Here is a 22,782-nt window from a genome sequence, read left to right on the forward strand (position 1 = left end):
CCCAGGCGCCGCGGGCTTCCGTCTTGTCCGGGCCCCCCGAACCTGTTTATAGTCAGAGTGACTATTAAAGGAAGTGGGGCAACCGCCATGGGGTGGAGTACCAGCTGGACCGAGGTGCTCGGCTTCGTCACCGGAGCCGTGTGCGTCGTCCTGGTGGCCCGGCAGCACATCGCGAACTGGCCGGTCGGCATCGCCAACAACGTCTTCTTCATCGTGCTCTTCGTGCAGTCCGGCCTCTACGCCGACGCCGGGCTGCAGGTCGTCTTCATCGCCCTCGCCGCGTACGGCTGGTGGTCCTGGACCCACGGGGGTGGACCAGGAACCGCCGGAGCCCTGCCGGTGCGCCGCACGACGGCCACCGAATGGGCCTGGCTGCTCGCGGCGGGGGCGGTGGGGGTCGCCGGGCTGACCCTGCTGCTGGGCGGGGTCAGCGACTCCACCGTCCCCTTCTCCGACGCCCTCACCACCGGGCTCTCGCTCATGGCCACCTACGGGCAGTGCCGCAAGCTCCTGGAGTCCTGGTGGCTGTGGATCGCCGCCGACCTCGTCTACATCCCGCTCTACGCCTACAAGGGCCTGTACCTGACCTCGGTCCTGTACGTCGCCTTCCTCGCCCTGTGCGTGGCCGGCCTCGTCGGCTGGCGGCGCAGCCTCCCGGCGACCGGCGCCCGTACGGCAGTGGGGGCGGCGGCGTGAGCGGCGGCAAGCGCTACCGGCACGGGCTGGTGCTGGGCAAGTTCTACCCGCCGCACGCCGGACACCACCACCTGGTGCGCACCGCCCAGGACCAGTGCGAGCGGCTCACCGTGCTGGTGTGCGCCGCCTCGGTGGAGTCGGTGCCGCTCGCCGACCGGGTGGCCTGGATGCGCGAGGCGCACCCTGGCGCCGAGGTGGTCGGCGCGGTGGACGACATCCCCGTGGACCTGCACGACCCGGCGGTCTGGGAGGCGCACATGGCGATCTTCCGCGGCGCGGTGGGCCGGCGCGTGGACGCCGTCTTCACCTCCGAGGCCTACGGGACCGAGCTCGCGCGGAGGTTCGGCGCCGAGGAGGTCTGCGTGGACCCGGCGCGCACCCTGTTCCCGGTCTCGGGGACGGCCGTGCGCGCGGACCCGGCCGGATGCTGGGAGTTCCTGGGGCCGGCCGTACGGGCCGCCCTGACCCGGCGGGTCGTGGTCCTCGGCGCCGAGTCCACCGGGACGACGACCCTCTCCCGCGAACTGGCCGCGCACTACCGGCGGCGCGGCGGGGTGTGGGCGAAGACCGGATGGGTCGCCGAGTACGGGCGCGAGTACAGCGAGGAGAAGCTCGCGGCCGCCCGCGCGGCGGACCCGGCCGCCTCCTGGGCGGACGTGACCTTCGCCTCGGAGGAGTTCCCGGTGATCGCCCGCCGCCAGGACGCGGCCGAGGAAGGGGCGGCCCGGCTGGGCTCGCCCGTGCTGTTCTGCGACACCGACTCCTTCGCGACCGGTATCTGGCACGAGCGGTACACGGGCGGCCGCAGCCGGGAGGTCGAGAAGATCGCCGAGCTGACCCGGCGCGACCTGTACCTGCTGACGGACGACGCCGGGGTGCCCTTCGAGGACGACGGGCTGCGCGACGGACCGCAGCTGAGACCGTGGATGACCGGCCGGTTCCGGCAGGAACTCGCGCGCACCGGAAGGCGTTTCCTGGTCGTGAGCGGGGACCGGCGCACCCGGCTGGAGACGGCCGTGGCGGCGGTGGACGCCCTGCTGGAGGAAGGCTGGCAGTTCGCGGCCCCCCTCCCGGAGCGGCGATGAGCGCGGGCGCGGCGGGCCGCGGGAGCGGCGGTGCCGGTGATCCGGGCGCCGCGGGTGCGGGCATCGGGGGCACGGGCACGGGGGGTGAGGGTGGCACCGGGGAGCCGGGGCCGGACGGGTCCGCGCCCTACGACCCGTACGCCTTCGAGCCGTTCGCGGTGACCGTCGACCTCGCCGTCCTCACCGTGCGCGGCGGCGTCCTGCACGTCCTGCTGATCCGGCGCGGGCAGGAACCGTACGCGGGCGCCTGGGCCCTGCCCGGCGGCTTCGTCCTGCCGCGCGAGTCCGCCGAGACCGCGGCCCGCCGCGAACTCGCCGAGGAGACGGGCCTGGACCCCTCCCTGGTCGCCTCCCTCCACCTGGAACAGCTGCGCACCTACAGCGAACCCGACCGGGACCCCCGCATGCGGGTCGTCTCGGTGGCCTTCACGGCGCTGGTCCCCGACATGCCCGAACCGGCCGCGGAGGGCGGCGGGGACGCCGACCGGGCGAGCTGGATCCCCGTCGGGGAGGTGACGGAGCCGGCCTTCGACCACGCGCGGATCCTGGCGGACGCGCGGGAGCGGGTGGGCTCCAAGCTGGAGTACACCTGCCTGGCCACCGCCTTCTGCCCGCCCGAGTTCACCCTCGGGGAGCTCCGGGCCGTGTACGAGACCGTCTGGGGCACCGCCCTGGACCGCCCCAACTTCCGCCGCAAGGTCCTCGCCACGCCCGGCTTCGTCGAGGCCGTCCCCGGAGCCGCCCGCCTGACCGGCGGCCGCGGCAAACCCGCCGCGCTCTACCGGGCGGGACCGGCGACCGCCCTCCACCCGCCCCTGCTCCGCCCCACGGAAGGTCCTGCCCGATGACCAGCCCGACGCCGCCCCGCCCGATAGCCGGCAAGCGCCCCGCCACCGGCGCCCTGATCGGCCTCGCCCTCGGCGACGCCCTCGGCTTCCCGACCGAGTTCAACGACGTGCCGTCCATCCTGGCCAAGACCGGGCCGTGGCGGGAGATGGCCCTGCCCCGCCCCGCCCTCGTCACCGACGACACCCAGATGACCCTGGCGCTGGCACGGGGCATGCGCACCGCCGCCGAACGCGGCCCGGTCGGCCCGCTGCGGCTCACCCGGCCGGTCCGCGAGGAGTTCGTCGACTGGTACCACTCCCCGGAGAACAACCGGGCCCCCGGCCGCACCTGCCTGGTGGCCTGCGGCCTCCTCGACCACCCGGAGCGGGACTGGCGCGACGCCAGCCAGACCGGCTCCAAGGGCTGCGGCGCGAACATGCGCGTGGTGCCGGTCGGGCTGGTCCCCGGCTGGACGGAGGAGGAACGGGCGGGCGCCGCCCAGCTCCAGTCCGCCCTCACGCACGGCCACCCCACCGCCCTCGCCGCCTCCGACCTGACCGCGCGGGCCGTGTACCTGCTCGCGCAGGGCACCGAGGTGACCGGCCTGGTCGGACGGCTGCGCTCGTACGCCCTGGAGAACCGCACCCGCTACCACGAGCGCTGGCTCGGCGACCTCTGGATGCGCACCGCCTCCGACGCCTCGCCGGAGTCCTTCATGGCCCGCGGCTGGGACGAGTGCCTGGCCGTCCTGGACCGCCTCGCGGCGGCCCTGCGCACCCCCTCCCCGGAAACCGACCCCTGCCTGGCCACCGGCGAGGGCTGGATCGCCGAGGAGGCCCTGGCCACCGCCCTGCACTGCTTCCTCCTCTTCCCCGACGAACCCCTCCTCGCGCTGCGCCGCGCCGCCTGCACGGCGGGCGACTCCGACTCGATCGCCTGCCTGGCCGGCGCCTTCGCGGGCGCCCACCTCGGCGCGGACGTCTGGCCCCGGGACTGGGAGGGCCGCATCGAGTACCGCGCCGAACTCCTGTCCTTCGGCACCCTCTGGGACGCGTGATCCGTGCTCGACGCGATGACCCTCGACCTGACGCCCGTCGTGACCCGTCAGCCCGACCCGCTGCTCTTCGCCACGGTCTCGGGCGCCCACCTGTACGGCTTCCCCTCCCGTGACTCGGACGTCGACCTGCGCGGCGCGCACCTGCTGCCGGCGGCCGCGCTGCTCGGCCTGCGCGAGCCGGAGGAGACCCGGACCCGGATGTGGGACCACGACGGGGTGGAGATGGACCTCGTCACCCACGACCTGCGCAAGTTCGTCCGCCTGATGCTCAAGCGCAACGGCTACGTACTGGAGCAGCTGCTCTCCCCGCTCGTGGTCCACACGACACCCGAGCACGAGGAGCTGGTGGCGCTGGCGCCGGGCGTGCTCACCTCGCACCACGCCCACCACTACCGCGGGTTCGCCGCCACCCAGTGGCGGCTGTTCGAGAGGAGCGGGGAACTGAAGCCGCTCCTCTACGCCTTCCGCGCCCTGCTCACCGGCATCCACCTGATGCGCTCGGGCGAGGTGCAGGCGCACCTGCCCACGCTGCTCGGGGAGGTGGCCGAGGCCCCCGCGTGGCTGGCCGGGCTGGTCGAGGCCAAGGTGGCCGCCGAGCACGGCGGGTACGACGGCCCCGCCGTGGCGGCGCCCTACGAGGCGCTGCACGCGGTGCTCGACGCGGCGCAGGCGGCGACGGGGCTGCCGGGGGAGGCGGGCGCGTACGGGGCGCTCGACGCGTTCGTGGTGCGGTGCCGGGAGCCGCTGGCGGTGTGAGCGGCGGGCCCCCGGGGGCCGGGTCCTAGCCCCTCGGAGGCAGGTCCCGGGCGGCCGAGGCGCGGCGGATGCGGTGGAGGTAGTCCGCCACGCGGGGGAGGTCCGGTTCCGCGGGGAGCGGGGTCGTGGCGAGGGCGGTGTCGGTCTCCTCCGTGAGGCGGGCCATCCAGGCGTCGACCTCCTCCCAGGTCCGCTCGCCGCGCTTGACCGCGAGGAGGCTCTCGCGGTCCGGGCCCGCCCCGATCGTCAGGCGGCCGGTGCGCAGCAGGTCGCGGCAGGAGATCAGCAGGCGCAGCAGGTGCATGGCGTGCTTCCAGCGCGGGGCGCCGTGCAGACGGACGTCCGCGAGGAGCTTGCCGTGCTGGGAGGCGGCATAGCGGCTGAAGCTGGTGTGGGCCCGGCGGGAGAGGAACGCCCCGCGCAGGGAGAGGAGTTCCTCGCCGGCCGGGGTGAGCCGTTCGACCAGGGGGGAGTGCAGGCACTCCAGGATGTTCGGGTTGGCGCGCAGGGCCAGTTCGCAGAAGCGTTCCAGCTCCCAGGAGAACTCCTCCTCCCGGGGCCCCTCCACGTGCGTCGGCGGTTTCTCGAACCGCCAGAACAGCGGGGTGGGGGCGAGGAAGACACCGCGCCGGTCGGTGTCGCTCGCCTCCGTCGCCAGCCCGAAGGCACGGGAGCCCATCACGCAGGCGTAGATCGTGTGGTCCCGTACCAGGGTGAGGTCGTCCATCCGGGGAGGTTAGGCGCCCCGGCCCGCGCTAGGCGAGCGAGATTGCGCCGTCGGGCGCCACGGTGATCTTCTTCTCCGGGAGCGGCTTCGTGGCCGGACCCTTGATCGCCGCGCCGTCCGAGGCCTGGAACTCGCTGCCGTGGCAGGGGCAGTGCATCACGCCGTTCTCGGGCTTGTTCACGAGGCAGCCCTGGTGCGTGCACACCGCGGAGAAGCAGCGGAAGGACCCGGCCGTAGGCTGGGTCACCACCAGCTTCTGCTCCTTGAGCACGACGCCACCGCCGACCGGGACCTCCGACGAGGACTTCATCAGGATCTTGCCCGTGGCGGAGCCGGAGGCCTCGCCGGGGGACCGGTCGGCGTTCGGCGCGCTGCCGGTGTCCTGGGCGGGCTTCTCCGTGCCGCCGCCGCCACCGCCGCAGGCGGCGAGCGTGCCGCCGGCGAGGGCGGCCGCGCCGGCCGCCAGTACCGTGCGGCGTGCGGCGGACGCGGTGTCGCTCATCGGATGCGTGTCGGTCATGGGGACTCCTCGATGGGGGGCGGGGACGGCGATGGCGAGCAGCATCCTGGCGCGTGCCGGGCTCCGGGAGAAGCCCGCCACACGCTCCGGTCCCGCTTCATCCCGCCGACTGCCACGGGCGAAGGTCCGCAGGGCCGTCCGGGACGCGTACCACCTCCCACACGCGTACCACGGCCTCCCGGTTCAACGGCCCGTACACGTGGGGGTAGCGGCCGTCGGAACCGGACTCCCTGCGGACCTCGGCGCTCAGGGCCGCCTCGTCGAGCTCCACGGCGAGCAGGGTGCCGGGCGTGTTCCGGTAGTGGGCCTCCACGATGGCGAGGGCGGTGGGGCGGTCGGCCGAACAGTGCACGAACCCCTCCGAGGCCAGGGAGGGCGGGGCGTACGGGAGCCCGGGCGCGGCGCTCCAGTCGGCGAGCGGGACGATGTGGAAGATCATGCCGGTGGTTCTACCGCAAGGGGCGCCGAAGGGTGTGCGCCAGGTGGCGACATGCCCTGATACGGGTGACATTGTCCGTGTCTCGAAGCCGGGTGTGACGCCTGAGTGCGGCCCGGTCCCTCTGCGAAAGGCGTGACCATGGCGGGTAATGACCTCGGTTCCCTTCTCGGCGGCCTGCTCGGCGGCGGCGGTCAGGGCGGTCAAGGCGGCCAGGGCGGCGGCGCGGGCAACATCCTCGGCGCGCTGCTCGGGGCCCTAAGCGGCAACGGCCAGGGCGGCGGCGGGAGCAACCCGCTCGGCGGGCTCATGGACATGCTGACCAAGTCCGGCCTCGCCGACCAGGCGCAGTCCTGGATCGGTACCGGGGAGAACCAGCCGGTCAGCGGCTCGCAGATGGCCGACGCACTGCCGGACGGGGCCCTGCGGCAGGCAGCCGAACAGGCCGGCGTCAGCCCCGAACAGGCCGCCGACCAGATCGCGCGGTCCCTGCCGCAGGCCGTGGACAAGCTGAGCCCCGGCGGGTCGATCCCGCCCGGTTCGCTGGAGGACATCATCAGGGCGCAGAACCTCTAGCGAGACCCGCCAGGGCCCGGTGGTCGTCCCACGGGGTGGCCGCCGGGCCCTCGCCGTGCACCGGGTGGCTACCCTGAGTCAGGACCCGCCGTCACGCGATCACCCTGGAGCGCCCCGTGAGAACCGCCGTCGTCATCGGAACCGGACTGATCGGCACCTCCGCGGCGCTCGCCCTGACCGCCCGGGGCATCGCCGTCCACCTGGTCGACCACGACCCGGCGCAGGCCCGTACCGCGGCCGCCCTCGGCGCCGGCAGCGACGACGCCCCCGAGGGGCAGGTCGACCTCGCGATCGTCGCCGTCCCCCCGGCCCACGTCGCCGCGGCCCTGGCCGACGCGATCGGACGCGGGCTCGCCCGTGCCTACGTGGACGTGGCCAGCGTCAAGGGCGGGCCCCGCCGGGAGCTGGCCGCCCTCGGCGCCGACACCTCCGCGTACATCGGCACCCACCCCATGGCCGGCAAGGAACGCTCCGGGCCGCTCGCCGCCACCGCCGACCTCTTCGAGGGGCGCCCCTGGGTGCTCACGCCCACCCGCGACACCGACCACGAGGTGCTGAACCTGGCCCTGGAACTGGTCGCGCTGTGCCGGGCGGTCCCCGTCGTGATGGACGCCGACGCGCACGACCGGGCGGTCGCCCTGGTCTCCCACACCCCGCAGCTCGTGTCCAGCATGGTGGCCGCGCGCCTGGAGGAGGCGGACGAGACCGCCGTGCGCCTGTGCGGCCAGGGCATCCGCGACGTGACCCGGATCGCGGCCTCCGACCCCCGCATGTGGGTGGAGATCCTCTCGGCGAACCCGGGGCCGGTGGCCGACGTCCTGGCCGGGATCGCCGCCGACCTGGAGGAGACCGTCGAGGCCCTGCGCGGACTCCAGTCGGCCGACGAGGCCAAGCGCCGGGGCGGGGCCGAGGGCATCGAGGACGTCCTGCGGCGCGGGAACGCCGGCCGGGTCCGGGTCCCCGGCAAGCACGGCGCCGCCCCCACGGCCTACGAGACGGTCGGGGTGTTCATCAGCGACCAGCCCGGCGAGCTGGCACGGATCTTCGCCGACGCGGGCCGGGCCGGGGTCAACATCGAGGACGTGCGGATCGAGCACGCCACGGGCCAGCAGGCCGGTCTGGTGCAGCTCATGGTGGAGCCCCGCGCCGTCGCCGGCCTGACCGCCGAGCTGCGCGAGCGGGGCTGGGCCCTGCGCCAGCAGTAGCCGGACCGCGCCCCCGGCACCCGCCGTCGGTCCCGCCCCCGCACGGGGCGGGGACGCGGCGGAGTCAGGGGGCGCCGGGGGCCGGTAACCTGGGGGAGGGGCGCTCTTGGCGCGCCCGGACACGTACGCGCAACCAGGAAGGTGCCCGCACCGTGGAAACCGCCGCTCAGTCCGCCGTGATCGTCGCCATCGACGGTCCCTCCGGCACGGGCAAGTCCAGCACCTCCAAGGCCGTGGCCGCCAAGCTCGGGCTGCGCTACCTGGACACCGGCGCCCAGTACCGGGCCATCACCTGGTGGATGATCACCAACGGCGTCGACACCGACGACCCGCAGGCCATCGCCGTAGCGGCGGGCAAGCCCGCCCTCGTGTCCGGTACGGATCCGGCCGCGCCCACCATCACCGTCGACGGCCTGGACGCCTCCGGCCCGATCCGCACCCGGGAGGTCACCTCCAAGGTCAGCGCCGTCAGCGCCGTCCCCGAGGTGCGCACCCTGATCACCGAGCTCCAGCGCTCCATCGCCGCCGAGGCGGCCCGGGAGGCCGAGGGCATCGTGGTCGAGGGCCGGGACATCGGCACCACCGTCCTGCCCGACGCCGACCTCAAGATCTTCCTGACGGCCTCCGCCGAGGCCCGCGCGGCCCGCCGCAGCGGCGAGCTGCGCGGCAAGGAGGCCACGGACCTCGCGGCCACCAAGGAAGCCCTGATCAAGCGCGACGCGGCCGACTCCGGCCGCAAGACCTCCCCGCTGGCCAAGGCCGGCGACGCCGTGGAGGTGGACACCACCGAGCTCACCCTCGACCAGGTCATCGAGTGCGTCGTGACCCTGGTCGAAGAGCGGCGGAGCGCGACCGGCGGCACAGAGCGGCGGCCCAGGTGAGCGGTACGCCCTCCCTCAAGGGTGCGGCGGTCGGCAGGCGCATCGGCATCGGGCTCATGTACGGCCTGTGGAAGCCGCGCGTGCTCGGCGCCTGGAAGGTGCCCGCCTCCGGCCCCGTCATCCTGGCCGTGAACCACGCCCACAACATAGACGGCCCCATGGTCATGGGCACCGCGCCCCGGCCCCTGCACTTCCTGATCAAGAAGGAGGCCTACGTAGGCCCCCTCGGCCCCTTCCTGGAGGGGATCGGCCAGGTGAAGGTGGACCGGACCGGCACGGACCGCACCGCCATCACCCACGCCCTCGGGGTGCTGGAGCGGGGTGGCGCCCTGGGGATCTTCCCGGAGGGAACCCGTGGCGAGGGCGACTTCGCCTCCCTGCGCGCCGGGCTCGCGTACTTCGCGGTCCGCAGCGGCGCCCCGATCGTGCCCGTCGCGGTCCTCGGCAGCACCGAGGCCCGGGGGCGGCTCGTCAAGGGCCTGCCGCCGCTGAAGAGCCGGGTGGACGTCGTCTTCGGCTCCGCCTTCGACGCCGGGGACGGCACCGGCCGGCGTACGCGCACCGCGCTGGACCAGGCCACCGAACGCATCCAGGGACGGCTGACCGCCCACCTGGCCGACGCCAAGCGCCTCACCGGCCGCTGAGCGAGACTTGACCTAGTAGTGGACCCGCGCTGCGCGGATGCCACCGATCACCACGAACGACGAGGAACGGACTTCATGAACGACCAGCACGACCACGGAGCACTTGGCGACGCCGAGTACGCGGAGTTCATGGAGCTCGCCGCGGAGGAAGGCTTCGACATCGAGGATGTCGAAGGCGCGATCGAGGAGGCCGGACACGGCCCGCTGCCCGTCCTCGCCGTCGTGGGCCGCCCGAACGTGGGCAAGTCGACCCTGGTGAACCGCATCATCGGCCGCCGTGAGGCCGTCGTGGAGGACAAGCCGGGCGTCACCCGCGACCGCGTGACCTACGAGGCCGAGTGGGCCGGGCGCCGCTTCAAGGTCGTCGACACCGGCGGCTGGGAGCAGGACGTCCTCGGCATCGACGCCTCCGTCGCCGCCCAGGCCGAGTACGCCATCGAGGCCGCGGACGCGGTCGTCTTCGTCGTCGACGCCAAGGTCGGCGCCACCGACACCGACGAGGCCGTCGTCAAGCTGCTGCGCCGGGCCGGCAAGCCCGTCGTGCTGTGCGCCAACAAGGTCGACGGCCAGAGCGGCGAGGCCGACGCGGCCTCCCTGTGGTCGCTGGGCCTCGGCCAGCCGCACCCGGTCTCCTCCCTGCACGGCCGCGGTACGGGTGACATGCTCGACGCCGTCCTGGAGGCCCTGCCGGAGGCCCCCGAGCAGACCTTCGGCGGCGCCGCCCTCGGGGGCCCCCGCCGCATCGCCCTGATCGGCCGCCCGAACGTCGGCAAGTCCTCGCTCCTGAACAAGGTCGCCCGCGAGGACCGCGTCGTCGTCAACGAGCTCGCCGGCACCACCCGCGACCCGGTCGACGAGCTGATCGAGCTCGGCGGCGTCACCTGGAAGTTCGTGGACACCGCGGGCATCCGCAAGAAGGTGCACCTGCAGCAGGGCGCCGACTACTACGCCTCCCTGCGCACGGCCGCCGCCGTGGAGAAGGCGGAGGTCGCGGTCATCCTGATCGACACGACCGAGCAGATCAGCGTCCAGGACCAGCGCATCATCACCATGGCCGTCGAGGCGGGCCGCGCGATCGTGATCGCGTACAACAAGTGGGACGAGCTGGACGAGGAGCGCCGCTACTACCTCGAACGCGAGATCGAGACCGAGATGCAGCAGGTCTCCTGGGCGCCCCGGGTCAACGTCTCCGCGCTGACCGGCCGCCACATGGAGAAGCTGGTCCCCGCGATCGAGACCGCCCTCGCGGGCTGGGAGACGCGCGTCCCCACCGGTCGGCTGAACGCCTTCCTCGGTGAGGTCGTCGCGGCGCACCCGCACCCGATCCGCGGCGGAAAGCAGCCCCGCATCCTGTTCGGTACCCAGGCGGGCAGCAAGCCGCCGCGGTTCGTCCTCTTCGCCTCCGGCTTCCTGGAGCACGGCTACCGGCGCTTCATCGAGCGCCGTCTGCGCGAGGAGTTCGGCTTCGAGGGCACCCCGATCCACATCTCGGTGCGGGTGCGCGAGAAGCGCGGCGCTCAGTACAAGAAGAAGAAGTAGCGGGTCGCCGCCGGGGTCAGTAACCCCGGCGCGGAGCGGGCGGCAGGGCCGCCGGGATGTGCTGCATCCCGGTCTGGTGCTGCCGCCCGCCGGCGTATCCGGACCCGGCGGCGGCGTGTGCGTAGGAGGGCTGCGGGGCCGGCGCGGGCGGGTACGAGGACTGCCAGGGCTCGCTCTGCTGCCATGCGGAACCGTTCCAGCCGCTGCCGTACGAGCTGCCGGTGTAGGAACCGCCGTACGGGACCATCGGGTACGAGGAACCGTACGAGAACGCGGTGAAGCCGAGGTTCTCCTCGCCGCTGCGGTCGCCCGGCAGCGCCCGGAAGGCGCGCAGGTACTCCGAGCAGAGCGTGTCGTAGATCGGGGTGTGCGAAGCGGCCGGGGGGACGTCCCGGTCCCGTGCGGGGCGCATCGGGGGGACGCTGCTCGGATAGGACGGGGCGCGGGAGGGGTCGTATGAATGCACGTATCAGCCAACGAACCCGGGGCCCTGCGGATGCGGGGTGACGGGACGGAAAACGCAGATCGCCGGGGGTGCGCGGGACGGACCGCGCACCCCCGGCGCATACCGCCCGGCCCCAGCGGGTGGGGCGGGCGGTCGTTCCGGGGTGGGGAGGGAAGGGCGGGTCAGGCGCCCGGAGCACCGGCGAGCGGCATCGCGGCGGCGACCAGCTTGCCGTTGCTCGCGGCCTTGTCCAGGGCGTCGCGGAGCAGGTCCTCGCGGGGCTGCTGGCCGATGGAGCCGACCGGGGCGGCGTAGACGAGCACGCGCTGGGTCTTGTTGACGGCGGCCCGCCAGCCGTCGGTGACGCTCAGGGCCTGGTGCGCCTGCCACCACGCCACCTGCGGGCCGCCCTCGGCACCGGGCTGGAGCACGGCGTGCAGCTGGCCGCCGGCCAGGAGCACGGACCAGCCCGGGAGCAGGGACGGGACCTCGTTGGTGTCCATGACGGGGATGAAGCCCTGCTCGATGAGGAGCGGCAGGAAGTCGTCGCCGGGGCCGGTGGTGCCGGGGCGGGCGATCGGCGCGGTCGGCTCGACGACCAGGGCCGGGTGCAGCTCGCCGCGGATCAGGACCAGGCCACTGGTGATCCCGAGGACGGCCTGGCCGCCGGGGACGGCCTGCGGGGCGCCGGCGCCGGAGCCGGCGGCCTCCGGGGCGGGGCTGTCGCCGGTGATGCTGCGGACGGCGCCCTGGAGCTGCTCCTCGGAGACCGTGACCACCTGGGAGGGGATGCAGCCGGCGTGGGCGAAGGCCAGCACCGCGGTCTCCTCGCCGACGAACAGCACCGTGCTCGTGGGGTCGGTCTCGGGGTCGCCGGGGGTGCGGCAGGAGGTGCAGTCGTAACTGCGCGGGGCGTCGTCGCCGGTGAGCAGCCTGTCGGCTTCTTCGTCACCGATCTCGGCACGTACCTCAAGACTGACGTCGAGCATGCGCGGCACGGGGTGGCTCCTCATTCGTGCGGAGGCCGGGGGGTTCCCGGCTCGCCGGGCTCAACGGAGGAGCGGTCGCCGGGGTCACGCCGTTTGAGGGAACGGAATCGAACCGGCCACCCGAAGGAGTGAACCCGGCGAGCGGCACTTCCGCTTGGTGTCAACTGTTGCTTGTTTGTGCGCAGTTGCTGGTCGCGGCTGGTCGTTTCCGGGAGGGGCCGGCGGTCGGCCGTCCGGGTGGGGCGCGGGGGAGCGCCGCGTGGCGGGCCGGGCGCGGGGAGGGGGCTGCGTAGCGTGACCCGATGCCCGAACTCCGCCTCCGGCGTGCCGTGTCGGCTGCCGCCGCCGTGGCCGTGCTGGTGCTCGTACCCGTGCCGGCCGGTGCCGTGGGCGCCGCCGGTGCCGGTGGTGCCGGTGGTGCCGTCCGGGCCGGTGCCGCCGTCGTGCCGCCGCCCCCGGCGCCCGGACCGCCGGGCGTCGCCGCCGGGTACCGGGCGGGGGACTGCGGGCCGGGCGGGCAGTGGCCGTGGGACTGCGTCGCCGACTGCGAGAGCGGCGGTCGGTGGGCGGTGAACACCGGGAACGGGTTCTACGGGGGGCTGCAGTTCCGGCAGCCGACATGGGAGGAGTACGGGGGCCTCGCCCACGCGCCGCGGGCGGACCTGGCGAGCCGGGGCCAGCAGATCCTGGTGGCCGAGGAACTGCTCGGCGCCCAGGGGTGGGGGGCGTGGCCGGTGTGCGCGAAGCGGTACGGGCTGGCGGGGCGGGCGCACGTGGTGCGGGCCGGGGAGACGCTGGACGGGATCGCGCGCAAGAGGCGGGTGCGGGGCGGGTGGCGGCCCCTCTACGAGGCGAACCGCGGGGCGATCGGGGACCGGCCGGAGCGTCTGAGGACGGGCCTCTTCCTGACCCTCCCGGCGGACCCGCCGCCGCCTCCGGGCCCGACCCCGACCGGTCCGCCGCCTCCCGGTCAGACCCCGGCCGGTCCGCCGACCCCCGCGGTGCCCGCGCCGGCCGGCCCCGCGCCGGCCACGGCCCCGACGGGTCCCGCGGCGGCGCCCCCGCCGGCCGTGGAGCCGGTCCCGGTGCGGCCGGCGCCGGGCCGCGGGGCGCCTTCCCGAGGTCCGGCCGCGCCGGGCAGCTGAGGCCGGGCGGGGGCGGGGCGGGCAGCCGCGCCGGGCCCTTCCCCCGACCCGCCCCCACCCGGACCCCGGCCGCGCCTCACCCCAGGTGGCCGTCACGGGGGAGACTGCGGGCATGCTCGATACCTCCGCGCGGCTGCTGCGCCTGTTGTCCCTGTTGCAGGCCCACCGCGAATGGACCGGCGCCGATCTCGCCGAACGGCTCGGGGTCACGCCGCGCACCGTGCGCCGGGACGTCGACCGGCTGCGGGGGCTCGGCTACCCCGTGAACGCCAGTCCGGGCACCGGCGGCGGCTACCAGCTCGGGGCGGGGGCCGAACTGCCGCCGCTGCTGCTGGACGACGACGAGGCCGTCGCGGTGGCGGTCGGGCTGCGGACGGCCGCCGGGAACGGCGTCGAGGGGATCGGGGAGGCCTCCGTACGGGCCCTGGCCAAGCTGGAGCAGGTGCTGCCGGCCCGGCTGCGCGGACGGGTGTCGGCGCTGAACGAGTTCACCGTGCCCATGCTGCGCGGGCCCGCGCGGGACACCGTCGACCCCGCGGTGCTGACGGAACTGGCGGCGGTGTGCCGCGACTCCGAGCGGCTGCGCTTCGGGTACCGCGACCACGGGGGCGACGTCAGCCGCCGCACCGTGGAGCCCCACCGGCTGGTCTGCAGCGAGCGGCGCTGGTACCTCGTCGCCTGGGACCGCGACCGCGAGGACTGGCGCACCTTCCGCGCGGACCGCATCGAGCCCCGCCCCCCGCACGGCCCGCGCTTCGTCCCGCGTCCGCCGCCCGCCGAGGACCTCGCCGCGTACGTCTCGCGGGGCGTGGCGCAGGGCGCCTACGCGGCCCGTGCCGTGGTGCGGCTGCGGATGCCGGCCGAGGAGGCGGCGCGGATCATCGGGCCCTCCGACGGGGCGCTGGAGCCGCTCGACGGGCAGGGCTGCCTGCTGCGCACCGGGGCGGTGAGTCTGGACGTTCTGGTCATTCACCTCATGCTGCTCGGGTGCGAGTTCGAGGTGGTGGAGCCGCCCGAGCTGACGGAACGGATCCGCAGTGCGCGCGACCTTCTCGGCCGTGCCCTGGAGCCCACGGCGGAGTGAGAGCGGAGCGGGGGGAACGAGAATGCCCGGTCGGAATTCGACGGTTCTCCGGCGGAAATGCGAACGGGTTCCGGGGCTGCTCCGGACGGGGGACGCGGAGAATGCCGATCGGGAGCCCGGCTGTCGACAACCCGTGACACAAGCGTGACCCGGTACGGAGGAACCTCCGGTCGTCCGGCTGACGCGCCGTGCATATCAACGGCGACGGCGGGCCGGTTCGGTGAACCGGCCCGCCGTCGCGGGGGTGCGGGGTGGGGGTGTGCGTACCGTCCCCGCGGGAGTGCCGATCAGCCGGCCGGGCGGGCCGAGGCCCCCCGGGCGGCGGCCCGTTCCGTGTGCGCCGGCCGGCGGCTGCCGGCCGGGGTGACCGGCGTCCGCTCGGAGCGGATGACGTGCTGGCGGGCGACTGGGTGGCCGGCGGGGCGCAGCGCCGGGGAGTGCCCGGCCGCCGCGCCGCCCGGCACGGTGACCGGGGCGGCCGACTCCTCGTCGGAGCGCCTCGGCTGCCACTTGCCGCCCGCGGAGAGCAGCGGGGTGAGCGCGGCGGCGACCGGCTCGGAGAGCCTGCCGTCCTCCAGGCGGCGGCGCCACAGCTCGCGCAGCTCGAAGACGTAGGCCTCGGCGCGGGCGATGAGCGGCTCGAACCAGGGCAGCGCCAGCATGATCAGCAGACCTGCGAGCCAGCCCAGCAGGACGTCGCTCACCCAGTGGGTGCCGAGGTAGACGGTCGTGGCCCCGACGCTCAGCGAGACGACGGCGGAGAACACGGACAGCACCCGCCGGGTGACGGTGGTGGAGGCCAGATAGGCCAGGATCCCCCAGGTCACGACGGCGTTGGCGGTGTGGCCGGAAGGAAATATATCGCCGCCCGCGAAGAGCTCGGCGGAGCCGATCTGGGTGGCGTAGTGCGGACCGAGCCGGCCGAGGCCGAGCTTCACGGAGCCGACGGTGATGTTGAGCAGCAGCAGCGCGACGCCGAGGGTGATCAGCGGGCGGAGGGTGTGCTGGCGCCAGGAGCGCCATCCGAGCCAGGCCGCGACCATGACGGCGGTGGGTCCGCGCTGGCCGAGTACGACGAGGTAGTCGAGGAAGGCGTGCAGCTGCGGCCACTGCTCGTAGGGCCGGAAGAACATGATCTGCCAGTCCAGCCGGACGAGCCAGGACGTCGTCAGCACGGCCACGACGATCGCGAGGTAGCACGCGAGCAGGGCGGCGAGGAGCACGACGCGGTGCCGGCTCATCCGCGGTGTTTGCAGATGAGCCGGTCGCTCTGGTTCCCGGTCCAGCCGGGCGAACACCGGCTCCAGACGGGTCAGCATTTGGTCGGTACGCACTCAATCGACGTTACCGCGCGACGACGGGCGGCCCGGTCGAATCGCGGGCTTTGTGATGACCATGTGATGTGGAGTGCGTCTCACGCAGAACTTAATTGCCGCTATTCCGGCGCTTGTTGGAACTCCGCCGATTCAACTCCGGGACTGCCGCCCCGGTAATTATCCGCATACGCGCCTCGGATTTATTGCTTTCGTTCAATTCCTTTACGCAATCATGGATTGGAATGATCCATTCCGTGATCACGGAGGCCCCGAACCGTTCAGCCAGAACGCTCCGTACACCGCCGACGCCAGGGCCGCCGTCCCCAGCACCGCCACCGCCCGGCCGGTCCGCCACCGGGCCAGGGCCACCGCCACGGGCAGCAGCAACGGGAACGCGGGCAGCAGCAGCCGCGGCTTGGACCCGAAGTACCCGGAGGCGCACAGGGCGAGGGCCACCACGACCCCGGCGTACACGAGCAGCGCGGCGGGCTGCCGCTGCCGCACGCACAGCCGGTACAGCCACAGCACCAGCAGCACCCCGGCGATCAGGCCGAGCCCGGCCGCGAAGGCGGAGGACGCCAGACGTGCCCCGACGAAGCGGGCGAAGGCCCAGCCCCCGTCGAAGCCGTTGCCCCAGCCGGCCTGTACGTCCAGGTACCCCAGCAGTCCGCCGCCGGTCCGCCGCCCCACCCACAGCACGTACGCGGCCGCGCCCAGCGGAGCCAGCAGCACCCCGGCCGCCGTCCGCCACGACCGCTCCCCGCGCCGCCACGCCAGGGCCGCGGCCACCCACACCGCCGCGACCACGGCCGCGCCGACCGGCCGGGTCAGCCCCGCGCCGGCCGCGAGCAGGCCCGCCGTGATCCAGCGCCCGCGCAGGACCGCGTACAGGGCCCAGGCCGCCAGGGCGGTGAACAGCGACTCGCTGTACGCCATGGACTGCACGATCCCGACCGGCAGCGCCGCCCACAGCGCCGCCGCCAGCACCCCGGCGCGGCGCCCGTACAGCAGGTCCGCGACGGCGAAGATCCCCCACGCGGCGGCGAGCCCCGCCACCGCCGAGACCACCAGGCCCGCGGAACCGTACGAGAGCCCGGTGGGCGCCGCCAGCAGCCGCTCCAGCCACGGCAGCAACGGGAAGAAGGCCAGGCTGGAATGGACGGCCCCGTTCGGCAGGACCACCTCGTACCCGTACCCGCCGCCGGCGACCCGGGCGTACCAGAGCGAGTCCCAGCGGGCCGACAGCAGTGTGTGCGGGCTGCTGCCGGCCACCGCGCCCCACACGCCGAGGACGCCCAGGCCGAGCATGCGGACCGCGGCGAAGGCGGCGAGCGCGGGCGCGGCCCGGCGGGGTCCGGGTTCCTTCACGGGCACCTCGTGGGTGGGGTCGGTTCTCACGCAGACGAGTATCGACGCCCCGGCCCCGGGCCCCGAACGAGAACCACGGGCCGTGGCCGGGCGTGTACGGGGGAGTGAGGACACAGCGGGGCGAGTGGCGCACACCACACCGGGGCCGCCGTCGCGATGAGAGCTTGACCACGTGTCGGACACGCGAACTCGCGTACGCTGACCGTTCACTCGCGAGTCGATGCCGGACCCCGTTGGACGCCGCCCAGCGCACCACCTGCGGCGCCACAACGACGCTGGTCCGCCGAGTGCGAGGGATCACCTGGGAGGTACACGCATGTCGGGGACGCACACGACCGGCGACGGGAACCCTTCCCTCTGGCAGCGGGTCAGCGCCGCCTCCGGCGGCGCCAACCGCTGGGTCGTCCTGGCCGTCCTGTGCGTCAGCCTCGTGCTCGTCGCGCTCGACGCGACGATCCTGCACGTGGCCGTCCCCTCCGTCACCGAGGACCTGCGCCCCGGTGCCGTGGAACTCCTGTGGATCGTCGACGCCTACCCGCTGGTCTGCGCCTCGCTGCTGATCCTCTTCGGCACCCTCGGAGACCGGGTCGGCCGCCGCCGGATCCTGCTCCTCGGCTACGGCCTCTTCGGCGTCGCCTCCGCCATCGCCGCCCTCGCCCACGACGCCCAGGTCCTGATCGCCGCGCGCGCCCTGCTCGGCATCGGCGGGGCGATGATCATGCCCGCCACCCTGTCGATCCTGCGCCAGGTCTTCCCCGACCGGCGCGAACGGGCGCTCGCCATCGGCATCTGGACCGCCGTCGCCGCGATCGGCGCGGCCAGCGGCCCCGTCCTCGGCGGCTTCCTCGTCCAGCACTACTGGTGGGGTTCCGTCTTCCTCATCAACATCCCGCTGATGGCCCTGATCCTGCCGCTCGGCCGCTGGCTGCTGCCCGAATCCCGGGGCGCGGCGGACGGACCCTGGGACGTGCTGGGCGCCCTCATGGCCGCGGGCGGGGTCCTCGGCGTGGTCCTCGGGGTCAAGCGGTTCGGCGCCGAACGGCACCTCCTGGACCCCGAGGCGCTGGTGCCCCTGGTGCTCGGCGCGGCCCTGCTGATCCTCTTCGTACGCCGCCAGAGGCGCCGCGAGCACCCGCTGATCGACATGCGGATGTTCTCCCGTGCCGCGTTCTCCACCTCCGTCGGCTGCATCGTGCTCGCCATGCTGGCCCTGGTCGGCCTGGAGCTGATCGCCGTCCAGTACCTCCAGCTGGTGCTGCGCCTGAGTCCGCTGGAGACCGGGCTGCGGCTGCTGCCGCTCACCTTCGCCGCCATGGCCGCCGGCGCCACCGGTTCGTACACCCTCCAGCGGGTCGGCCCGCGCAGGATGGTCTCCTTCGGCTTCGTCCTGACCGCCGCCGCCGTGCTGCTGCTGACGCTGATGGGCCAGCAGGACCGGCCCGTGCTGCTCACCGTCGGGTTCGTCCTGCTCGGCTTCGGCCTGCAGACGACCCTGTTCGCGGCCTACGAGTCCATGCTCAGCGAGGCCCCGGCGGACACCGCCGGCGGCGCGGCCTCCATAGGCGAGACCTCGTACCAGCTCGGCGCGGGTATGGGCATCGCCCTGCTCGGCAGCGTGATGAACGCCGCCTACGCGCCCGGCCTGACCGACCTCCCCGGCGTCCCGGCCGACGCGGCGCGCGACGCCGCGCACTCGCTCGGCGAGGCCTACCAGGTCGCCGCCCACCTCGGCGGCGCGGCGGGGGACTCCCTGCACGCCGCCGCCCGGCACGCCTTCGTGCACGGGCTGCACGTCACGCTCGTGGTCAGCGCGGGCCTGCTGCTCGCGGGCGCCGTGATGGCGCTGAAACTGCCCCGCACCATGGACGGCGCCGAGCCGGCCGAGTGCGGCGACCCGGCCGCCGACGCCCTGCCCGCGGGTACCGTACGCCTCCCCGCGCAGGCCGACGGCGCCGCGCGGACCCCCGCGCCGGGCGGTCCGGAACACGACACGGCCGTCGGCGGGCGGCCCGGCCGCACGGCCTGACCCCGCGCCGGCCCGGCCCGGCCGGGCAGGGCGGAAATCCGGGGGTGGACCAGGGGCGGGACCGACGACAAACTTGCACCGCTAGGTTTCGCCCCACGTGCCTGCCGGGAGGCCCCTCTTGTCCGCGTCGAAGACCCCCTTCGTCCCCACCGACCCGCTCGGGCTGGACGAGCTGCTCAGCCCCGAGGACCTCGCCGTCCGCGACACGGTCCGCACCTGGGCCGCCGACCGGGTCCTGCCGCACATCGCCCAGTGGTACGAGGACGGGGAGCTCCCCGGCATCCGCGAGCTGGCCCGCGAACTCGGCTCCATCGGCGCGCTCGGCATGTCCCTGACCGGCTACGGCTGTGCGGGCGCGAGCGCCGTCCAGTACGGACTGGCCTGCCTGGAGCTGGAGGCCGCCGACTCGGGGATCCGCTCGCTGGTCTCCGTACAGGGCTCGCTGGCCATGTACGCGATCTGGAAGTACGGCTCCGAGGAGCAGAAGGAGCGCTGGCTGCCCGGCATGGCGGCCGGCGAGCTGATCGGCTGCTTCGGCCTGACCGAGCCCGACGTGGGCTCCGATCCGGCCGCGATGCGCACGTACGCGAAGCGCGACGGCGGCGACTGGGTGCTCAACGGGCGCAAGATGTGGATCACCAACGGCTCGGTGGCCGCCGTCGCGGTGGTCTGGGCGCAGACGGACGAGGGGATCCGCGGCTTCGCCGTCCCCACCGACGCGGCGGGCTTCTCGGCGCCGGAGATCAAGCACAAGTGGTCGCTGCGCGCCTCGGTGACGAGCGAGCTGGTCATGGACGACGTGCGGCTGCCGGCGGACGCGGTGCTGCCGGGAGTCACCGGGCTCAAGGGACCGCTGGGCTGCCTCAGCCACGCGCGGTACGGGATCGTCTGGGGCTCCATGGGCGCGGCGCGCTCCGCCTTCGAGACGGCGCTCGACTACGCGAGGACGCGGGAGCAGTTCGGCAAGCCGATCGGCGGCTTCCAGCTCACCCAGGCCAAACTCGCCGACATGGCGCTCGAACTCCACAAGGGCATCCTGCTCGCCCACCACCTGGGCCGGCGGATGGACGCGGGCACCCTGCGGGCGGAGCAGATCAGTTTCGGCAAGCTCAACAACGTCCGCGAGGCCATCGACATCTGCCGTACCGCGCGGACGATCCTCGGGGCCAACGGGATCTCCCTGGAGTACCCCGTCATGCGACACGCCACCAACCTCGAATCGGTCCTCACCTACGAGGGCACCGTCGAGATGCACCAGCTCGTCCTGGGCAAGGCGCTCACCGGGCTCGACGCCTTCCGGTGAGGGGCCCCCAGCCGGCGCCGGGAGGAGCCCCCGGGCTCAGCTCTGGTTGAAGAAGTCGCGGGTCCGCCCGCCCGCCTCACCGCTGACGATCTGGGTGTCGGCCGGGGTCAGGAGGAAGACCCTGGTCGCCACCCGCTCGATCGAACCGCGCAGCCCGAAGGTCAGGCCGGCCGCGAAGTCGACCACGCGCTTGGCGTCGCCCGGGTCCATCGAGGAGAGGTTCACGATCACCGGGACGCCCTCGCGGAACAGCTCGCCGATGCCGCGCGCGTCACGGAAGCCGTCGGGGGTGACGGTCGCGATGCGCCGGCCCTGCTCGACCGCGGAGTCCGAGGCCACCTTCACCCGCGGGTCGGTGACCCACTGGTCGCCGGGTCCCGAGACGGAACCCTGCTGGCGCTCCACCGCCTCCGCGTAGTCGTCGTCGTAGTACCGCTCGTCGTCGCTGTCCTCCACGAGACCCAACCAGGCACTCGCCTTGCGTACCGAACCCATGGACGCCTCCTTTCACCGTGGCCAGTCTGTCTTCTTCTCCGCTGCCCCTATGGTCGTCCATGATGCTGACAACGCGCCAAGTGGATAGCCGCCGCGCAGGGGTTTCGTGACGCGACTGGTGCAGAACATCCGTTGCACGGTCAAGGTTCCCGGTGGCTACCGCTGCTGACTGAGTGAAAATACGACCACTGGCGCCGACCGGGTGAGCCACTGGGACGGACGAGTGAACGACCAGGCTCGATACGATGCCCCCGAAACACGCGTATGACACACGGGGGAACCGAATTTGTTCGGCATTGTCAGACCTTGCACACACCGGCTCGGTGAGCGGTTCAAATCGGAGTGGATGGCTCATCTGTGCGGTCTCTGCCTGGCACTTCGCGGTGACCACGGGCAGTTCGCCAGGATCGTCACGAACTACGACGGCCTGCTGGTCTCCGTTCTGACGGAGGCTCAGTCCGGACCGCTGCCCGGCGCCCGCCGCACCGCCGGCCCCTGCCCGCTGCGCGGCATGCGCACCGCCCCGGTGGCCAACGGCGAGGGCGCGCGGCTGGCCGCCGCCGTGTCCCTCGTGCTGGCCTCCGCGAAGGTGCGGGACCACGTGGCCGACCGGGACGGGCTGTTGGCGCGGGCGCCGATAGCCGCCGCGGCGCGCACGGTGGCCCGCGGCTGGGACCGGGCGGGCGCCCGCACCGGGGCCTCGCTCGGCTTCGACACCGCCGTGCTCGTCGACGCCGTGGACCGGCAGGGCGGCATCGAGACCCTGGCCGGGCCGGGCACGTCCGTCCTCGTGGTCACCGAGCCCACCGAGACCGCCACCGCCGCCGCCTTCGCCCATACCGCGGTCCTCGCGGGACGGCCGGGCAACGCCGTGCCCCTGGCCGAGGCGGGCCGGTACTTCGGTCGGCTCGCACACCTGCTGGACGCCGTCGAGGACCAGGCCGCCGACGCCGCCTCGGGCGCCTGGAACCCGCTCACCGCCACCGGAACCACCCTCGCCGAGGCCCGCCGCCTGTGCGACGACGCCCTGCACGGGATCCGGCTGGCGCTGCGCGAGACGGAGTTCGCCGACGCGGGGCTGGCCCACCGGCTGCTGGTGCACGAGCTGCGCACCTCGGTGGACCGGGCCTTCGGCACCGGCAGCTGCGGCCACGTCGCCACCGACTCCGTCGGGCAGGGCCACGGCGCTCCGCCGCAGGGCTACGGCCCGGACGCCGGGCAGGCGTACGGGGCACCCTACGGCGGCGGCCCGTACGGGAACGGCAACGCGAACCCCTACGCCCCCGGTGGCCCCGGAGCCCCGCCGATGGGCCCCGGCGGCCCCGGCTGGGGCGGTGGCGGTGGTGGTGGCGGGTTCGGCGGTCCTCCGCCGCCCCCGCAGAAGCCGCGCCGCGGGCTGCTGGCCGGCTGCGCCGTGTCCATCGGGCTCTTCTGCACCTGCCAGCTGTGCTGTACGGAGCACGACGGCCCCTGGTCCCGGCGCAAGCGGGACCCCTGGTGCGACGCGTGCCCGGACTGCAGCGGATGCGACGGCTGCGGCAGCTGCTGTGACTGCTGCAGCTGCTGCGAGGACGGCGGCTGCTGCGACGGCTGCGGCTGCGACGGGTGCGACTGCGGCTGCAGCTGATCCCGCGTCAGGGTCCGCGCGCGGTACGGCCCAC

At 74.2% G+C, this 22,782-nt stretch carries 23 protein-coding genes; 15 read left to right on the forward strand and 8 right to left on the reverse strand.

Annotated features, from left to right (window positions below):
* Window positions 1–87: 87 nt before the first annotated feature.
* From pnuC to OG295_RS26885, 5 genes are read left to right on the forward strand one after another with little or no spacing between them, the layout of a single operon-like run.
* On the forward strand, window positions 88–696 hold the full coding sequence (gene pnuC, locus OG295_RS26865) for a nicotinamide riboside transporter PnuC (protein WP_371679208.1): 609 nt from the start codon (window positions 88–90) through the stop codon (window positions 694–696).
* Window positions 693–1,781 (forward strand): AAA family ATPase, encoded by a 1,089-nt coding sequence (locus OG295_RS26870; protein ID WP_371679209.1) that lies wholly within the window; start codon window positions 693–695, stop codon window positions 1,779–1,781. The genes pnuC and OG295_RS26870 overlap by 4 nt, the downstream gene beginning before the upstream one ends.
* The gene (locus OG295_RS26875; protein WP_371679210.1) at window positions 1,778–2,629 is read left to right on the forward strand and encodes an NUDIX domain-containing protein; all 852 of its coding nucleotides are present in this window, start codon (window positions 1,778–1,780) and stop codon (window positions 2,627–2,629) included. Before OG295_RS26870 ends, OG295_RS26875 begins: the two co-directional genes overlap by 4 nt.
* Window positions 2,626–3,666 carry an ADP-ribosylglycohydrolase family protein gene (locus OG295_RS26880; RefSeq protein ID WP_371679211.1) on the forward strand — a complete coding sequence of 347 codons (1,041 nt, stop codon included), beginning with the start codon at window positions 2,626–2,628 and terminating at the stop codon, window positions 3,664–3,666. The genes OG295_RS26875 and OG295_RS26880 overlap by 4 nt, the downstream gene beginning before the upstream one ends.
* 3 nt (window positions 3,667–3,669) lie before the next feature.
* On the forward strand, window positions 3,670–4,422 hold the full coding sequence (locus OG295_RS26885; RefSeq protein WP_371679212.1) for a DNA polymerase beta superfamily protein: 753 nt from the start codon (window positions 3,670–3,672) through the stop codon (window positions 4,420–4,422).
* A 25-nt stretch (window positions 4,423–4,447) separates the two neighbouring features.
* Here OG295_RS26885 and OG295_RS26890 read toward each other — a convergent pair whose 3' ends face one another.
* The 3 genes from OG295_RS26890 to OG295_RS26900 all read right to left on the reverse strand — a co-directional run bounded on the left by OG295_RS26890 (window position 4,448) and on the right by OG295_RS26900 (window position 6,108).
* Window positions 4,448–5,149 carry a DNA polymerase beta superfamily protein gene (locus tag OG295_RS26890; RefSeq protein ID WP_371679213.1) on the reverse strand — a complete coding sequence of 234 codons (702 nt, stop codon included), beginning with the start codon at window positions 5,147–5,149 and terminating at the stop codon, window positions 4,448–4,450.
* Between the two features lie 28 nt (window positions 5,150–5,177).
* Window positions 5,178–5,669, reverse strand: a complete 492-nt coding sequence (locus tag OG295_RS26895; protein WP_371679214.1) for a Rieske (2Fe-2S) protein — start codon at window positions 5,667–5,669, stop codon at window positions 5,178–5,180.
* Between the two features lie 97 nt (window positions 5,670–5,766).
* Entirely contained in the window at window positions 5,767–6,108 is a 342-nt protein-coding gene (locus OG295_RS26900; protein ID WP_371679215.1) for a DUF952 domain-containing protein, read from the reverse strand.
* Window positions 6,109–6,213: 105 nt separating this feature from the next.
* Here OG295_RS26900 and OG295_RS26905 point away from each other — a divergent pair, with 105 nt between their 5' ends.
* The 5 genes from OG295_RS26905 (at window position 6,214) to der (ending at window position 10,950) form a co-directional block, all read left to right on the forward strand.
* On the forward strand, window positions 6,214–6,681 hold the full coding sequence (locus tag OG295_RS26905; RefSeq protein WP_371679216.1) for a YidB family protein: 468 nt from the start codon (window positions 6,214–6,216) through the stop codon (window positions 6,679–6,681).
* 116 nt (window positions 6,682–6,797) lie between these two features.
* Complete coding sequence (locus OG295_RS26910; protein WP_266838283.1) at window positions 6,798–7,886, forward strand: prephenate dehydrogenase; 1,089 nt, start codon at window positions 6,798–6,800, stop codon at window positions 7,884–7,886.
* A gap of 152 nt (window positions 7,887–8,038) precedes the next feature.
* On the forward strand, window positions 8,039–8,767 hold the full coding sequence (gene cmk / locus OG295_RS26915) for a (d)CMP kinase (protein WP_371679217.1): 729 nt from the start codon (window positions 8,039–8,041) through the stop codon (window positions 8,765–8,767).
* Between the two features lie 56 nt (window positions 8,768–8,823).
* Window positions 8,824–9,411 carry a lysophospholipid acyltransferase family protein gene (locus OG295_RS26920; RefSeq protein ID WP_371681320.1) on the forward strand — a complete coding sequence of 196 codons (588 nt, stop codon included), beginning with the start codon at window positions 8,824–8,826 and terminating at the stop codon, window positions 9,409–9,411.
* A gap of 75 nt (window positions 9,412–9,486) precedes the next feature.
* A complete protein-coding gene (gene der, locus OG295_RS26925; RefSeq protein ID WP_371679218.1) occupies window positions 9,487–10,950 on the forward strand; it encodes a ribosome biogenesis GTPase Der in 1,464 nt (487 codons plus the stop codon).
* 16 nt (window positions 10,951–10,966) lie between these two features.
* On the opposite strand, the gene OG295_RS26930 is transcribed toward der, so the two are convergent.
* Window positions 10,967–11,362, reverse strand: a complete 396-nt coding sequence (locus OG295_RS26930) for a hypothetical protein (RefSeq protein WP_371679219.1) — start codon at window positions 11,360–11,362, stop codon at window positions 10,967–10,969.
* Between the two features lie 215 nt (window positions 11,363–11,577).
* The gene (locus tag OG295_RS26935; protein ID WP_371679220.1) at window positions 11,578–12,393 is read right to left on the reverse strand and encodes a hypothetical protein; all 816 of its coding nucleotides are present in this window, start codon (window positions 12,391–12,393) and stop codon (window positions 11,578–11,580) included.
* A 293-nt stretch (window positions 12,394–12,686) separates the two neighbouring features.
* On the opposite strand from OG295_RS26935, the gene OG295_RS26940 reads away from it, so the two are divergent.
* Together OG295_RS26940 and OG295_RS26945 are read left to right on the forward strand one after the other, a co-directional pair.
* Window positions 12,687–13,529 (forward strand): transglycosylase family protein, encoded by an 843-nt coding sequence (locus tag OG295_RS26940; RefSeq protein ID WP_371679221.1) that lies wholly within the window; start codon window positions 12,687–12,689, stop codon window positions 13,527–13,529.
* Window positions 13,530–13,641: 112 nt separating this feature from the next.
* Complete coding sequence (locus OG295_RS26945) at window positions 13,642–14,613, forward strand: helix-turn-helix transcriptional regulator (protein WP_371679222.1); 972 nt, start codon at window positions 13,642–13,644, stop codon at window positions 14,611–14,613.
* Between the two features lie 287 nt (window positions 14,614–14,900).
* Here OG295_RS26945 and OG295_RS26950 read toward each other — a convergent pair whose 3' ends face one another.
* Window positions 14,901–15,947 (reverse strand): phosphatase PAP2 family protein, encoded by a 1,047-nt coding sequence (locus OG295_RS26950; protein WP_371679223.1) that lies wholly within the window; start codon window positions 15,945–15,947, stop codon window positions 14,901–14,903.
* Window positions 15,948–16,187: 240 nt separating this feature from the next.
* Entirely contained in the window at window positions 16,188–17,237 is a 1,050-nt protein-coding gene (locus OG295_RS26955; RefSeq protein WP_371681321.1) for a glycosyltransferase family 39 protein, read from the reverse strand.
* Window positions 17,238–17,613: 376 nt separating this feature from the next.
* Between OG295_RS26955 and OG295_RS26960 the strand changes: the two genes are divergently transcribed.
* Window positions 17,614–19,323 (forward strand): MFS transporter, encoded by a 1,710-nt coding sequence (locus OG295_RS26960; protein WP_371679224.1) that lies wholly within the window; start codon window positions 17,614–17,616, stop codon window positions 19,321–19,323.
* Window positions 19,324–19,441: 118 nt separating this feature from the next.
* Window positions 19,442–20,626, forward strand: coding sequence for an acyl-CoA dehydrogenase family protein (locus OG295_RS26965; protein ID WP_371679225.1), 1,185 nt, complete (start codon window positions 19,442–19,444; stop codon window positions 20,624–20,626).
* Between the two features lie 36 nt (window positions 20,627–20,662).
* Here OG295_RS26965 and OG295_RS26970 read toward each other — a convergent pair whose 3' ends face one another.
* Window positions 20,663–21,121, reverse strand: coding sequence for a cell division protein SepF (locus OG295_RS26970; protein ID WP_280918095.1), 459 nt, complete (start codon window positions 21,119–21,121; stop codon window positions 20,663–20,665).
* A gap of 286 nt (window positions 21,122–21,407) precedes the next feature.
* Here OG295_RS26970 and OG295_RS26975 point away from each other — a divergent pair, with 286 nt between their 5' ends.
* Window positions 21,408–22,748, forward strand: a complete 1,341-nt coding sequence (locus tag OG295_RS26975) for a DUF5685 family protein (RefSeq protein WP_371679226.1) — start codon at window positions 21,408–21,410, stop codon at window positions 22,746–22,748.
* Window positions 22,749–22,782: the final 34 nt, after the last annotated feature.

The sequence above is a fragment of the Streptomyces sp. NBC_01276 genome (assembly GCF_041435355.1).
In the GTDB taxonomy this organism is placed as follows: domain Bacteria; phylum Actinomycetota; class Actinomycetes; order Streptomycetales; family Streptomycetaceae; genus Streptomyces.

What these genes read in the sequence shown, in the direction of transcription:
- pnuC (WP_371679208.1), top strand. Translation starts at nt 88, where the DNA reads ATGGGGTGGAGTACCAGCTGGACCGAGGTGCTCGGCTTCGTCACCGGA.
- OG295_RS26875 (WP_371679210.1), top strand. Translation starts at nt 1,778, where the DNA reads ATGAGCGCGGGCGCGGCGGGCCGCGGGAGCGGCGGTGCCGGTGATCCG.
- OG295_RS26880 (WP_371679211.1), top strand. Translation starts at nt 2,626, where the DNA reads ATGACCAGCCCGACGCCGCCCCGCCCGATAGCCGGCAAGCGCCCCGCC.
- OG295_RS26890 (WP_371679213.1), bottom strand. Translation starts at nt 5,149, where the DNA reads ATGGACGACCTCACCCTGGTACGGGACCACACGATCTACGCCTGCGTG.
- OG295_RS26895 (WP_371679214.1), bottom strand. Translation starts at nt 5,669, where the DNA reads ATGACCGACACGCATCCGATGAGCGACACCGCGTCCGCCGCACGCCGC.
- OG295_RS26900 (WP_371679215.1), bottom strand. Translation starts at nt 6,108, where the DNA reads ATGATCTTCCACATCGTCCCGCTCGCCGACTGGAGCGCCGCGCCCGGG.
- OG295_RS26920 (WP_371681320.1), top strand. Translation starts at nt 8,824, where the DNA reads ATGTACGGCCTGTGGAAGCCGCGCGTGCTCGGCGCCTGGAAGGTGCCC.
- der (WP_371679218.1), top strand. Translation starts at nt 9,487, where the DNA reads ATGAACGACCAGCACGACCACGGAGCACTTGGCGACGCCGAGTACGCG.
- OG295_RS26930 (WP_371679219.1), bottom strand. Translation starts at nt 11,362, where the DNA reads ATGCGCCCCGCACGGGACCGGGACGTCCCCCCGGCCGCTTCGCACACC.
- OG295_RS26940 (WP_371679221.1), top strand. Translation starts at nt 12,687, where the DNA reads ATGCCCGAACTCCGCCTCCGGCGTGCCGTGTCGGCTGCCGCCGCCGTG.
- OG295_RS26945 (WP_371679222.1), top strand. Translation starts at nt 13,642, where the DNA reads ATGCTCGATACCTCCGCGCGGCTGCTGCGCCTGTTGTCCCTGTTGCAG.
- OG295_RS26955 (WP_371681321.1), bottom strand. Translation starts at nt 17,237, where the DNA reads ATGCTCGGCCTGGGCGTCCTCGGCGTGTGGGGCGCGGTGGCCGGCAGC.
- OG295_RS26960 (WP_371679224.1), top strand. Translation starts at nt 17,614, where the DNA reads ATGTCGGGGACGCACACGACCGGCGACGGGAACCCTTCCCTCTGGCAG.
- OG295_RS26970 (WP_280918095.1), bottom strand. Translation starts at nt 21,121, where the DNA reads ATGGGTTCGGTACGCAAGGCGAGTGCCTGGTTGGGTCTCGTGGAGGAC.